The 14395-nt window shown below is 43.8% G+C and carries 11 protein-coding genes; 1 reads left to right on the top strand and 10 read right to left on the bottom strand.

Going from position 1 to position 14395, the window contains the following annotated elements:
- Positions 1-28 precede the first annotated feature (28 nt).
- The 7 genes from IEY46_RS08770 to IEY46_RS08740 form a co-directional block, all read right to left on the bottom strand.
- On the bottom strand, positions 29-1576 hold the full coding sequence (locus IEY46_RS08770) for a response regulator (protein WP_188991047.1): 1548 nt from the start codon (positions 1574-1576) through the stop codon (positions 29-31).
- Positions 1573-3288, bottom strand: a complete 1716-nt coding sequence (locus tag IEY46_RS08765) for a sensor histidine kinase (RefSeq protein ID WP_188991045.1) — start codon at positions 3286-3288, stop codon at positions 1573-1575. The genes IEY46_RS08770 and IEY46_RS08765 overlap by 4 nt, the downstream gene beginning before the upstream one ends.
- 197 nt (positions 3289-3485) lie before the next feature.
- Positions 3486-4673, bottom strand: coding sequence for an MFS transporter (locus IEY46_RS08760; RefSeq protein ID WP_188991822.1), 1188 nt, complete (start codon positions 4671-4673; stop codon positions 3486-3488).
- A gap of 23 nt (positions 4674-4696) precedes the next feature.
- The gene (locus tag IEY46_RS08755) at positions 4697-5263 is read right to left on the bottom strand and encodes a TetR/AcrR family transcriptional regulator (protein ID WP_308422787.1); all 567 of its coding nucleotides are present in this window, start codon (positions 5261-5263) and stop codon (positions 4697-4699) included.
- Between the two features lie 117 nt (positions 5264-5380).
- Positions 5381-7147, bottom strand: a complete 1767-nt coding sequence (locus IEY46_RS08750; protein ID WP_188991043.1) for an ABC transporter ATP-binding protein — start codon at positions 7145-7147, stop codon at positions 5381-5383.
- A gap of 31 nt (positions 7148-7178) precedes the next feature.
- Positions 7179-7886, bottom strand: a complete 708-nt coding sequence (locus IEY46_RS08745; protein WP_188991041.1) for a DNA alkylation repair protein — start codon at positions 7884-7886, stop codon at positions 7179-7181.
- 164 nt (positions 7887-8050) lie between these two features.
- Entirely contained in the window at positions 8051-9151 is a 1101-nt protein-coding gene (locus tag IEY46_RS08740) for a DUF3626 domain-containing protein (protein WP_188991039.1), read from the bottom strand.
- A 293-nt stretch (positions 9152-9444) separates the two neighbouring features.
- Here IEY46_RS08740 and IEY46_RS08735 point away from each other — a divergent pair, with 293 nt between their 5' ends.
- Positions 9445-10356 carry an ATP-dependent DNA ligase gene (locus IEY46_RS08735; RefSeq protein WP_188991037.1) on the top strand — a complete coding sequence of 304 codons (912 nt, stop codon included), beginning with the start codon at positions 9445-9447 and terminating at the stop codon, positions 10354-10356.
- 248 nt (positions 10357-10604) lie between these two features.
- Here IEY46_RS08735 and IEY46_RS08730 read toward each other — a convergent pair whose 3' ends face one another.
- Genes IEY46_RS08730 through IEY46_RS08720 form a run of 3 tightly spaced genes read right to left on the bottom strand, consistent with a single transcriptional unit; the run spans position 10605 to position 14388 of the window.
- The gene (locus tag IEY46_RS08730) at positions 10605-11708 is read right to left on the bottom strand and encodes a GerAB/ArcD/ProY family transporter (RefSeq protein WP_188991035.1); all 1104 of its coding nucleotides are present in this window, start codon (positions 11706-11708) and stop codon (positions 10605-10607) included.
- Positions 11708-12949: a Ger(x)C family spore germination protein gene (locus IEY46_RS08725; protein ID WP_229750154.1), complete on the bottom strand. Its 1242-nt coding sequence runs from the start codon at positions 12947-12949 to the stop codon at positions 11708-11710. Before IEY46_RS08725 ends, IEY46_RS08730 begins: the two co-directional genes overlap by 1 nt.
- Complete coding sequence (locus IEY46_RS08720) at positions 12898-14388, bottom strand: spore germination protein (RefSeq protein WP_188991030.1); 1491 nt, start codon at positions 14386-14388, stop codon at positions 12898-12900. The genes IEY46_RS08725 and IEY46_RS08720 overlap by 52 nt, the downstream gene beginning before the upstream one ends.
- Between the last annotated feature and the right edge of the window lie 7 nt (positions 14389-14395).

The following is a 14395-nucleotide window of genomic DNA, read 5'->3' as shown; positions in this document are numbered from 1 at the left end:
TTTTTCAAAACATGTTCTGTATTTTTCTTTATGATTTATATTCACCCGGGCTTTTGCCCGTTAATTTCTTGAATAATTGACTGAAATGGGCAGGATCCTTAAATCCCACCGCGTATGCAACCTCATAATGCTTAAGGTTTGTCGTCGAGAGCTTAATCTTAGCCATTTCAACGCGGTATTCCCATAACAAATCTCTGAAATTTTGGCCTGTTTCCTTCTTGATAAGCCTGCTGAGGTAGGAATAATTAATAAAGAGTTCATCTGCCAAGAGCTGCAAAGTAATGTCGTCCATGTACCGGAGTTCAATAAACTTCGTTACATGATCGATTAAATTTCCGGACGTTTTCTGTTTGACAGACCCAATGACCGATACTGCTTTTTCCAAAAATTGTTGCATGAACGGCATCAAGTCGGAGAGAATCGTAAAGGATAAAACACTTTTACGAACGGCTAACATCTCTTCAGGGTTCGGCTGCAAGCCGAACGCGAGAAGTGTTTTGCCAGTCACCGTTACCATTTCCATGCATTCCTCTTGGATCCGTTTTTTATTCAGACCCTCCAGCAGAAATATCCTATTCATTTTATTCAAATAATCCGGGATAAGCTCCACTTCCCCTTTGCGCAGTACTTCTGTTAATTCCGTATGGTTAATTTCCATTTGCGCCCGTTTTTGTTCCTTGAGGGATCTCATGGCTGGAAAAGCTATGATCGATTTGCGGCCAATCAACATCCGATAATCCAGACAACTCTTCGCTTCTTCAAGTCCTCTTCTGAGCTCCAGCGCGGAGTTTAAGCAATCGCTGATTCCAATTGAAACGCTAAAACCTAATGATTCATTGCTCGTCTCCAGAATCCGGCGGGCAACATCCATTGCTTCATGTGCCGTTTCGTCCTGAGGAAGAGTAAGCGGTGTAAACAGGATCAAATATACTCCGCTCTGCGAAAGAGCCGACCAGTAAGGAAAAGGACAGAAAGACATGACCTCAAATATTTTTTCCCGCAACGTAAGCTTGGAGAAAGGTTTTCCCGTGTAATCCAGAAAATCCACATTGTCGATTTCAATAGACAGGAACACAGCCGATTTCATTAACAGCTCCGGCTGACCAAGCGCTGCTGACTTGGCTTGCTCCGACAAATCCGGGTTTAGCAGTGTCTGAATCCATTCCTCCTGCCGGATCAAATCCGCATTCTGACGATCCAGCCGATGTTCTTTAATCCATTTGACGCTGTCCAGCAGCTCACTTTCGTGAAAGGGCTTGGTGATGAAATCCGAGACTCCAAGCTTAACAGCCTGCTTGGCATAGTTAAATTCGCTATAGGCGGTCAGGAATATCACTTTCATATCCGGGAATTTTTCCAGAACACGCCTGGACAACTCTATTCCGTCCATGACGGGCATACGAATATCGGATATCAGGATGTCGGGAATGCGTTCCTTCATTTCGATCAAAGCTTCATAAGCTTCCCATCCATCAGCCGCCTGTCCAATGATTTTGCAGCCAAGATGCTCCCATTCGGGAAGGGAAACGATATAGTCCCGAACTGCTTTTTCGTCATCTACCACGAATATATTCATCTGCTGTCGTCTTCCTTTCCTGGTGAATTCTCTTCATCGTCATTCATTAGAATCGGCAATTGAAGCCGAATGATCATTCCATGAGCACCCTGTAACTTCTCAAGTCCGAAGCGATCCCCGTAATGGAGTTTAATCCTCGATTCAATGCTATTCAATCCCGACCCCATCCCTTTCGTCCCAGACATTCCCCCATCGGCTAACCGGCCATTATCCTCAACTTCAATGACAAGATTAAAATTGCTTTCGTATGCGCGAATATCGATTCGACCTTTGTGGCGAATATGATCGATGCCGTGTATAAAAGCATTCTCGATAATGGGTTGAAGGATGAGCTTCGGCACGCTTACTAGCTTCAAGTGATCGGGTATGTCCAGATGGTATTCAAAACGATCCTCGAACCGGTATTGATGGATTTGCAGGTAAATCTGAGCGAATTTCACTTCTACCTCCAGGGATACGAAAGCTTCTCCCGGAGCGATTGAAAAACGAAATATGCTGGAAAGATTTTTGACGAGATTGGGGATCAAATCGATCTTCTCCTTTGATTTGGCCAATATGCTTATGTACTCAAGCGTGTTATGTAAGAAATGCGGATTAAAGTAAGTCCGGATCGCTGTCAGCTGCGCTTCCTTCTGAATCAGTTCGGCCTTGTACACTTTCTGAATCAAATCCCTTGTTTCCATGATCATCTTATTGAAACTGTTACATAGCAGTGCAATCTCGTCATGCGAACCGAAGTTTTCGATGAGCTGGTAATTTTCTTTTTGCACCTTTCGCATTAATTTGCTTAAAGTAGTTATTGGGCTTGTGATTCTCCTGAGCACGTAGTGGGTGATGACCATGACCGCGATCCATGAAACCAACGTAATGACAATCGAAAATACGGCTAGCTTACGAATACCCGCACTAGCTTCTGAAATGGGAATGCGGCTAATATATTTGAAATCGGTTCCCTTGGACTTTCTTTCCGTCATAATCGTCGTGCTCTTTTTGGCCATTGGAAGCAGCTGACCGATTGCTTCAGAATCATCAGTGGACATGACGACATTGTTTGCGTTTGTAATAAAAAAAGAGCTTTTCGGATAAGTGCCAAATAAGGCCTTTACCTTTTCCGTATCCAACATAATAACCAAGAGTCCCAGATGCGTTCCCGTTACGGTATCAATAAGCTGCATATTGCAAATCATACGCCGGTGATCAACAAAAAAAGCCCATTCAGGAACACCTTGCTTTTCGAAAGGCATAATGTTCATCGCTTCATAGTATTGAACATCTTGATTGGATCCTGCGGAATAATGATTGCCTATCTTATTGTAGAGATGGATTGAATTCGCGAAATCGCCAATGCTGCGCTGCATATCTTCCAATTCGATCTGCAGCATTTGTTCGACGCCCTCTTCAAGCGCAGACTGTTCGGAAGGCATTAGAGGATATCTTTCCGGTGAAGCCGCATTCCGCAAAAGCGTGTATACCAAACGGTTGTCGCCGATGTCGGAAGCCTGCCGCGCAAATGCCTTCAATACGCCATCAATCTTGTCGGAAGTTTCAGAAAATGTTTGTTTAAAGGATTGGTCCTCGTTATTCTCAAGAATACGCTTTGAGTTATAATAAAATGTAGCGCTTACAATGATTAAAGGCGCTAATGTCAGAAGCGAGTAGATAATGATCATTTTGTAATGCAATCTTGATCGTATCAGTTGAACCAGTTTCATAGCCTAATTCCCCCTAATTGCTTTGAGGATTATATTAATACCAATCCGTGGATAATTGCAAAGTAAATTTTGATCATAAAGGCTCTCGCAGTTTGGGATACTTTGTTTAAGCGTGGTTCCCAGGAAGTGGAAACAAAAAAATCGGACTCCCTATATGAGAGTCCGATTAAACCCGTACCAACCGGAACGGAAACATTTTATGCCCATTGTTTTTCTTTCCAGAAGACTGTAATACCGAGGCCAATGACTATAATGACGGCTGCGAACAGATACGGATAATGGATATTGACATCAAACAAAATCCCACCCATCGCCGGCCCGGCGATCGTGCCCAAGCTTGTGTAAGTTGAGTTCATTCCGGCAACGAACCCCTGCTCTTTTCCGGCAGCCCGCGATAAAAATGTCGTCAATGCCGGACGAAGCAAATCAAACGCGAGAAAAATGAAGCATGTTACCGTCAGCACTGCCCAGAAACCGGTAATCACGGTAGACATCACCGCCAATACCGCTCCAGCGATTAAACAGAATTGGATCATTTTCTTCTCGCCTATCAGGTTGACCATTCTTCCGAACATAAATACTTGCACAATGACGCCGAAGATGGAGCTGATCGTAATAATGGCTGCAATGTCCTTGGGCGAATAGCCGAATTTATGATCGGAAAACAGGCTAAAAATGGTCTCGTAGGCGGATAAACCAAAAGCGAGTACAAATACAATGACAAAGGCAATAAAGTAAACGGGGTTAAGCGATTTTTTCAAATCGCTAAAAAAGTTGGTTTGATCGGTATTCGCCGAAATTTCTGCAAGTTGTTCCTTGGATAGCGGTTCTTTTAGAATAAACAAGGATAAAGCACATGCGATAAAGGCAAAGGCTGCCGCAAAGAAAAAAGGCATGCGAATGCCGTATTCTGCAATAAATCCGCCGATACCTGGCCCGATAATAAATCCGGTGCTGATGGCGGCAGACAAATACCCCATCGCCTTCGGACGTTCCTCAATAGAAGTAATATCAGCGAGATACGCCGTAACTGCGGGCATAATAAAGGCAGCGCTGAAACCGCCCAGAATCCTCGATAAATACAGCACCGAAACACTCGTACCCAAACCAAATACAAGTTCCGAGGTGCCAAAGAGAAGCAAGCCGATTGTAATCATTTTTTTTCTGCCGAAACGGTCTACCCAGCGTCCTGCGAATGGCGACATAATCAGTTGTGCCACCGCAAATGCCGCGACAAGATACCCCATCGTTTTTCCCGATAGATGCATGATATTCATAAAGGACGGCATGACGGGGATAACAAGGCCGATGCCCAGAAAGGCAATGAAAATATTGCTTAGAAGAATAATTAATACGGCTTTTTGTGATTTTATTTTCTTCATGATTATTGACCTCGTTCTATTATAAATCAGCGAAGTGAAATCCCTCTCCAAAATACTTTCCAAGAGGCTTCCAATTTATCCTTCAGCCGTTTCTCATCATTGACGTACACTAGCTCCAGCATAATGGAATCAATGATTCCCATGAAGGCAAGGGTCGGTATTTTGGGTGAATCCGGGGCGATTGCATCGGCTTTTATCCATTCATGAAACTTAATTTCCAGTATTGCCTGCACCTTATTCTCAATATCGACGACTTCCTTTTCAATCGCGCCTACAAGGTGAGCCGGAGGAAAAAAAGACATACGCAGCCAAAACTTTAACTGCTCATTTTCTTTGAACAAAGCAATGACTAAATGCAGAAATCCGTATAAATCTTTCTCGGGATTTTGTGAGCCAATGCTGCTGAAATATTGGAGTTTTGAGGACAACTCGGTCTCTTTCGCATCACGTAAAACCTGCAAGAAAAGATCATCTTTGCCTTTGAAATGTGCGTAAATGGATTGTTTTTTCATACCCACTTCGTCAGCGATCTGAGAAAGCGATGCTCCTTCATATCCATGAATCGTGAAAAATTTAAGAGCGGCCTCCTTAATTTCATTGCTTTTCAGTGAAAGTTCCTCCTAACCCAATAACTAACGAACGTTCGTCAGTTATTGTACCAGATTAAATGAATAAATACAAACCTTGCATTTTGAGCAGCGTCGCATAGGTTAATCCGCAAACTCGGTTACCTGCTGCCTATGCCAATAATCCATGAATCTGCCGCCTTCGCGAATCAATGAGCCAGGGCTCCCGACTTCCTTAATATGTCCTTTCTCCAGAAACACCACCACATCGACATGGCGAATTGTGGTAAGCCGATGCGCAATGATGATTTTGGTACTGGCTCCCGACCAGTCGGCAAGCCGCTCTTGAAACAGGGTTTCTGTTTCAACGTCCAATGCTGAAGTTGGCTCGTCAAGAATGAGAATGGAAGCATGTCGCAGAATCGCACGCCCAATGCCAATCCGCTGCTTCTGTCCCTGGGAAAGTCTGATCCCTCTTTCGCCGACTCTGGTGTCAAATTGTTCCGGCAAGTCCTGAATAAATTCCAGTGACTGGGACAACTCCGCCGCGAACCGAATTTCCGAATCGCTGGCTTGCTGTCGCCCGATCGCGATATTTTCCCGTATCGTGCCATCAAACAGGTAAATATCCTGTGTCACAGCTGCCAAACAGCCGCGCAGTGATTCAAGCGAATAATTTTCAATGGGTACGCCATTAATTCGGATCGTGCCTGTTTGAGGCGTATAAACACGATAGAGCAGCTTGATAATGGTGCTTTTTCCGCCGCCGCTTGGCCCGACCAAAGCCATGGACTGTCCTGCTTCTATACGGAAGCTGATATCTTTCAGAACAGGAAGCCCCTCTGGATAGGCAAACGAAACATGTTCGAACTCGATAGCAGGCGGTTCAGGCAGCAAAATGCGATCCCCCCCTTTGTCCTCGGAATCCATTTCCATCGTATCAAGCAAGCTTTCCGTTCCGGCCGACACTCTTTGCAGTGAATTAACGATTGCGGTAATACTGGAAAATGGCTCTGTAGCCCGATCAAGCAAGGTTATAAACGCCACCAATGCTCCCGGACCGATCTGGCCATTCACCATAAGAATCGCACCGACTCCAATACCGAACATGTAACCCAATTTCTCCGGCAGTATACGCAAGAGTTCGCGAGTCGCCTCCATTTTCTCAATAGCGACCCAGAGCCGGATTCCACGTTGACAGATTTCTTGAAATCGATGAATAACCGTGGACTCCAGTTGATTCATCTTAATTTCACGCATGCCGGAAAGCGTTTCTCCCAAATGGAAAAACACTTCGCCGCCATATTCTTGCTGCTTGGCTACCAGGTTTTTGAATGACTCTTTTACAGCAAAATTGCTGATTAGCTGCAAAGGTCCAACCAGAATTGCGACTACTCCGAGCAGTGGGTTAACGTTCAGCAAATAGATCCCGACTGCAATAAATGAAATTGGAAGCGCTAACAATTTGAGCATATCAAAAACGATAAACTGCTTGAATACCTCAAGCTCGTTAAACAGCAAGTTTTTGGAGCGTGAGCTATGCCGGTTTTCGTGCTCGCTTAGCGACAAATCAATCAGTTTGGTGAGCACGATTTGCCGCATCGAGAAAACGACGTTGGTATTAATGATTTGATTGCATATACGGGCAAATAACGTACAGACGAGTCCAAGTGCAACGAAACCGAAAATACCGGCAACGAGCGTATATAGCTCGTGCCGTGACAAGTTTGTTCCCCCGTCAAATAGACGTCTGCTTGTTTCGGCCAGCATTAGCGAGGCGCCCGTGCCTCCCAATTGGAACAAAATAACGAGCAAATACCAATATTTATACTTGAGGCACAGATTCAAAAATTGACGAAAACCTCTTCGCTTGATGAGTGCCGCGACACTTCGTTTTTTTGATCCTTCCAACCTTTCAGCCCCCTGCAAATGGTTTGGCGTTCTAACATCTTACATAGTTGCGTTTAAATCCAAGCTGCCCTTTTTCTACTGCCTTTTGAATATTTTCGGAAGCGTGTAGAAACTTGCTTTTACCTTTCTCCTGTTTGATTTCAACGGGGCTAACTGCCTTAGCTGTCTCTACCGCTTTATCATGGAGGGGCAAGTAGGATACTCCCACAGTGTAAATAAAATTATTCATTGCGTATTTTGCTCGCACGGGAGAATCTTGAATCGTCTGCTGCACCTGTTCAAGCATAGCGGAAAGTTTGCTATTGGAAAATTCATCATCCGGCCGACTACCCAAAAGCCAGCAGTAACAACTCCACCCTGCTGACATTTTCAGTTCTTCGCCGCTTGCGATCCATTTATCGGCAACGTCTTGTGCAATATCTGTTTCTGCCAAGGTTACGGCCACCACATAATCGGATAGCATATAAAAATAAGCCGCATCGATCCAACGCTCAAAATCAGCTTCAGTCATTGCTTTTGGATCTGAAATTATGCCGGCAAAGTACATGGCATCGTAATTCCCCGTGGAATAAAGCTGTTCAGCCAAAGGTTGATTTTTTTTGATTTTCTTGGCAATGGGTTTCATTTGGCCTGTGGCCACACCAAAAAGCGGTTCGTGCGCGCCGTTCGATAGGTATATTTTCTTGGTCCGTTCCTTGCTAAGAGCTTCAAGCTCCTGCATAACTATTTCGAAATTCATATTTTAACACGTCCTTATTTGTAGGTTTTCATCAAGTTTATCATAACCACATACTCGGCAGCGATAGTATTAATCTGTCCCCGCAGCGCTGCCACCAGCTTAATCGTTGCCTCTTATTCATCTGTCCCACCATTTCCGTTATTCGTTAGAATATTTTTTTATATTCATTCACGTGAAAACGGGCTGCCAAATCGAACTAAAATATGCCACATGTATTTTAATTCCTGAAGTACCTCTTCATACCCCCCCCTATCGCTCCACATGGCTGGATTACGTTTTAAATCGTTGACAGCTACCCCGACCACACTGGCATCGATATAATCATTCCGTGCTATCCGTTTCGCTAAGGAGGGCATGGTTGGTCCCCTGAAATCCGGGGGAACTTCTTCTACACGCATGGCAAATCCCATATGCCAATATAGTGCAATGGAATATTTCAGACATATTTGTTCTAATACATCTCCTATGAAAGTGCCCTGAAACGAAGGATCGGCAACTAGCACTTCTACGTCATCATTTAACATAATATCATCGTGAACCTGGGCCTCGATATAGTGGTTCAGGTTTCGATTGGGCTCACGCTTTGAAGGATCCTTGAATGGCTTTTCAAGATTATACAAAAGATGCTCAATCAATTTCCGCGGCGTCAGATTGTTCTCACCGATCGCATCATTCCGAAAAAATGCATCTTTAAACAACGCTGCTAAAATATCATCAAACTCACCATACGTACCTTTTTCCTTTGGATCTTGATGCGAATCCAAATACGTATACGTGCAGCGATGGGAAACCTTTGGCGAGAGAATGAAATAACATGACCCAAAACGCGGGGCCGGTCCATCTGGGTGCAGCATTACATCCAGCGCGCCGTATTTTGGACGTTGGCTATTGGTCACACCATCTAACTGATAAGCGCCTCCAAACATCTGTTTCTCCCAAAGATCCCGGGCACCGCCTGAATAAGCGGATACGCTGCCATTGGAAATATGAGTTTCGAACTGATTCTTATAGATTCCCTGCTCAAGCAATGCCTGCGCCACACTGTTCATGCCGGCAATTGGCCGATCAGGATGAAAATGCAGTGCGACCATCGCGTTCGACAATAGCTTCGTGACTGCAACTTCAAATGTATTCCACGGGATGTTTGACATCCGAAGAACTTCCTTAATGGACTTTTGAGCTTCGCATTTTCGGGTTCTGGCGCACTGTGTAATATGCTCCATTGCCAAATGCTGTGAACGTGATAAATCTCTCTTACCTGACATTCACATCACCTTTCTGGAATAACCGACGTTTCAATCCAAATAAGTAGCCGGCAAGAAATATAAAGCCAGGTACCCATTTTTTATGAATGACAGACAATACAATTGGAATTAAAAGGAGAACCCCGGGAATAATTCTTAAAAGAACGTGACTATTCACACAAGCAGCTCCCTTCTTCAATTTCAATTGAGAAGTTTTCTTCCTATTATTTAGCTTCATAATTCAACACCATATTACCACAAAGTGGAAGGTGTGAAAGAGTTTCTTTGAGAAAATGGAGAGCGGTGAGTGATCGATGTTATTTACACCAATCAAACCAATGCTTGTTACGATGGGGACACATGCATTTGACCATCAGGATTGGATATTCGAACCCAAATGGGATGGCTGGCGGATTTTTATTCATAAGGAAGGCAAGCGCATTGAAGTTTTCACACGCAGTGGCCGAAATGTGACTCATAAGTTTCCCGAGGCAAGTGAGATGAAGGATTCGATTCATTCGCATTCAGCTATACTGGATTGCGAAGGGGTCTGTTTTCGAGGAGAACGCCCTGTTTTTGATGACTTTGCTTACAGAGGAAGACTAAGCGATTTGAACAAAATCGATGATGCGCGACAAACAAATCCTGCGACGTTCATCGTTTTCGATGTCCTTTTCTCTACGGGGGATCACCGAAACGATGGACTCCTGGAAAGAAAAAAGGTGATTAATGAGATCATTGAGCCGTCCCAAATCCTTGCACCGACGATGTACATCCACGAACATGGAAAAAAACTGAGTTCCCTTTCTGTTGAACGCGATTTGGAAGGAATCGTTGCAAAACGTATCGATACCAAGTATGTAACCGACACAAGGTCGGCTGATTGGCTTAAAATCAAAAACTTCAAAACCATTGATACGGTCATACTTGGATATCGCACTTCACCACAGTTTGCGCTGGTTGTGGGGCTTCATTTCAGAACGGTTAAAAATAAGCCTGTCGCCGTTGTGGAATTTGGTTTCACTGTAGATGAGAAACTGGCTTTTCTAAAAAACGCAGAGAAGATCCACACGGTTTATAGAAAGGGTATCCAGTATATTGATCCGCAATTATGCTGCAAAATCCAGTATCTTGAACGTACTGACACACATCATTTGCGTACAACATCCTTCAAAGGATTTGTGTTTGATAAAAAACCCGAAGAATGCTGCTGGCATTATTACTAATGGGTTGTGCCGGCAGCGGCTCCTTTGTTGATTATGGCTTCTCCAAGTCTATAAACCGGTCCAGTCAATGAGTATGGCGATCAACCGACTCGGCTTGAATGGTCGCTCTAATAAAATGCTTATCCAGTCCGCAAAACCAAGTAAACAAATCGACACGAACAACATGATTTCCTTCGCGCCTCTTTGCTGTTGAACCATCGCGGCGATGCTGATAATCAAAGCTGTCGCAAAGAAAAGTATAAACCAGATCACGATGAATAACCTGCCTTGTGTTTTCCTGCAAGTCGCTTGATCCAAGTTATTAAAAGCAGCAGTGAAGGGATAACAATGGCGAAAATCAACGTGTATTCAAAATCGTACCGTTTACTAAATTCTATATTTTCCAGAACATTGTCATACCCCAACGAGAGCCCGGAAATTAACAAAATTAGCGAAAACGCCAGCCATGATCTATTGTCTACCCGAAACAATTGGCATAGCCCAAGCGAAGCGCAATAATAAATAACGGTCAGTTTAATAAAAATAGCACACAATAAAATAAGCGCCATCGTCGATTCCAAATGTTCGAAAAACGTCCCGATGTGAATCTCTTGTACAATTACAAATAATGGGTATGTATCATGAGAAGCTCGAGTGACGCCGAGTACGCCTATCGTAAAAAAAACAGTTCCACTAAGCAGCAACGTAGCAACTACAATTCCCAGTATCAAGCTTGCTTTGATTTTGCTCCGGACATATGGAAACAGCATCATAAAGACGAGAGCTTCCATAAACGGATAACCAATTATGGACCGGGTCTCTTTCATTGTCTTCCACACGTTCATTCGAAACATTCCCTGAAACCGATCCCAATTCCATTCAGAAAGCGCAATAAAAAATACGAATAGAAAGATCAGCACAACGAGAGGAAACAATAATTGTGTCGTTCTTGCAATTGCCTCAATTCCTTTAATTACCGCATAACATATAATGAGGAGAAACATGACATGAAATACAGTTAAAGGTGTAAGGGGGAATAGGGTCTGCTTCATGAAATCGCCAAGATTTCGAATGATAAAGCCGGAAAGAAACACAAAGTACCCTATATAAAGCAGAGCGAACAACCCGCCGATTCCCTTTCCGGCTGCCTGGGTACAAATCTGGACAATTGTGAGTCCAGGGTAAAGGCTGGCAAGCTTAATCCAGAGGAGTGACAGAAGTACACCAGCAGCCCCAGCCCATAGAGGAATGATCCATGCGTCTTGTTTGGCCACGCCAATTAGCCCCCCGGGACTAAAAAAAAAGGAAGTCCCGAGTATATAACCAAATATCAAGATAAAAAACTGTCCTGCGCCTAATTGACCATTCTCCATCATTTAACCCCTTTATACGGATTGATAATTTCACCAATATCGTTAATCTTGCTCTTTACGGAAATCTGAATTTCCGTTTGATTCCAACTGTTTTTCTGCTGGTGTACTCCCTCCCACTTTTTGCCGCGCTGGTACTTAATCTTGTCCTCCAAGCCAAACAAATCCCATTGATTTCTTATCGTATTTTGATAAAATTCGGTTATTTTTTCTTCAATTTTCAAGTTAAAAGCCTCTTGGATCCGGGTCAAATTTTCTGTGGTCAACTTATTCTGTTGTTCATTGTTGATGATGACTAAACGGGTCGTGATATCGACTTTCCAAACGGGTACTCCAGATATGATGTACAAGCGCTTATGAACTTTCGGTTGGGTTGCCTGGAGATCAACGTTGCGGCCATTTACCGTCAACCTTTCAAAAAGCACCTTGCTCTGCCCTTTCAATAAAAGGTAATACGCCATCTGCTTCAATTTCATTTTCCCAATCATTCGGTCTTGCTTAAATACAGCACCGCCACTCAATCTGAAGTTACCCTCGTTAGCATTGATCTGTTCATATCGATCTGATGTGGACAACGGCTTCGATCCGTTAAGACTCACAATAGGCAATACGGTAAGTATGGAGGACTCCATATTTTCCACAAGGTCTTTGACACGGGATTTCTTGCTTACAGTCCCGGAAGATTCGGATTGGTTCTCAATTAAAGCACGCAGTGCATGCCCCGGTAGCCTGTCCAGTGGGGGATATGTCATCATCATGTCGGTGAGCGGCGAATCCGTAATCAATAAGTAAAGATCAGAGCGCCTGTTGTACTGTCTCTCATAAAAGTTGATAAAAGGCAGCAGCCCTTGACGGGCATATCGTTCGGTAAAAATGATCGACTGATAATGATCGGGAAACAGCTTTCGCGGCAAAATGTTGGCCACTTTCAGCCCTAATTCCCCTATACTAGGTGCCTCGATTGTATATGTATAAACGGGGGATTTGATGCCGCCCCCTTTCTGAGCAGTAACCGCCTCTGGGTTAACAATTTGATAATAAACCGTTTGTGCACCGGTCTCCGGGTCCATGTCCGTCCCTATCATCTCTCCGATTGCCAATTCATTAATCTCAACCTTATCCCAGCACCCGGTTAAGCAGCATAAACTGACTACGATCATCATTATCTTTCTTTTGAAAACGTTCATGAGCTTCACCTTTGTTTTTTCTTTGTTTGATTCGATTGAGGATAAGTTTTCATCCATGGTCGAGGCACTCTCACAAGGATATCCTTCCAGTCAGTTACGATAGTCGGAGCAATCGGCGAAAGATAAGGGACGCCGAACGATTTAATCGAAGCCAGATGAACAACCGTAAACAATACACCGCATAGTATACCAAACAACCCCATAAACCCAGCGAGCACCATGTAGAGAAATTGAATGATCCGCTGTGTAATGCCAAAACTATAGTTGGGTGCCACAAAATTAGAGATGGCCGTGACGGCTACAACAATAACCATTGCCGCCGAAACGAGCCCTGCAGTCACAGCAGCTTGACCCAATACCAACGCGCCAACAATGGAAATGGCTTGCCCGGCTATCCGGGGCATACGAAGACCTGCTTCTCTTAACACTTCAAAGGTGACCATCATGATGAGCGCCTCAATAAAAGCGGGAAAAGGAACCCCTTCTCGCTGTGCAGAGATATTGATTAGAAGAGAATGAGGAAGAAGCTCATGATGATAGGTAACAACGGCAATGTAGAGAGCAGGAACAAATATGGACAGCATAAAAGAAAGCATTCGCAGCCAACGCAGGAGAGTAGCGATATCGGCTCTTTGATAATAATCCTCCGGAGCAATAAAGAATTGAAAAAAAGTGACTGGACCAATCAATGCATTTGGACTTCCGTCAACCAGTACACCAACCTTACCTTCCAATAGGTGGGATGCTACAATATCAGGCCGCTCTGTATTCAACAAGGTCGAAAATGGGGAAGTTTTTTTATCCTGAATCCACTCTTCTACATATGCGCTGTCCAAAATACTGTCGATCTGGATCAAGCCTATGCGTTTGCGGAATTCAACCACAACTTCTGATGGGGCAAGATTTTCTAGGAAGAGCAAGATAACCTTCGTTTCCGTTTCCGTACCGATTACGAACTGCTCAATCCGAAAATGAATAGATTTAATCCGTTTGCGCAGGAGAGACAAGTTGATTGCAATATTTTCAGAAAACCCTTCCTGTGGTCCACGAATGGTCGATTCTATCAGTGGCTCCGATATTTCACGGTGAATCATCTTGGACATATCCAGCAGCAGCACCTGGCTTGTATTAGAAATAATCAATAAACAACTTCCATTTAGTAAACTCTGGACACAGCGTTTGTAGTCGGTGCTTACCGAAATAGAACTAAAGGGAATTCGGCTTTGCAACGTGTTTATGAAGTGCTCAGATGATTCCCATTCACTGTTCAAAGATTCGTCGGACAAGAAGTGAAGCAACTCACGTTCTATTTTATTTTTATCGACTAATGTTTCAATAAAAACACAATAACCGTGAAGGTTTGGTGATAAGTTAAACCTACGATCCACTAGATCAGGTGGATTGTCCAGTATGTCCATGATTTGGTTAACAAAAGCATTCGGATTGTTACCATCATAGTTAGGATAATCGGTCTGATTCGAATCGCTTTTTTGCATACGTAAG

This window comes from Paenibacillus nasutitermitis (genome assembly GCF_014641075.1).
GTDB lineage: Bacteria > Bacillota > Bacilli > Paenibacillales > Paenibacillaceae > Paenibacillus_Z > Paenibacillus_Z nasutitermitis.
This window is presented reverse-complemented; position numbering and strand designations above follow the sequence as displayed.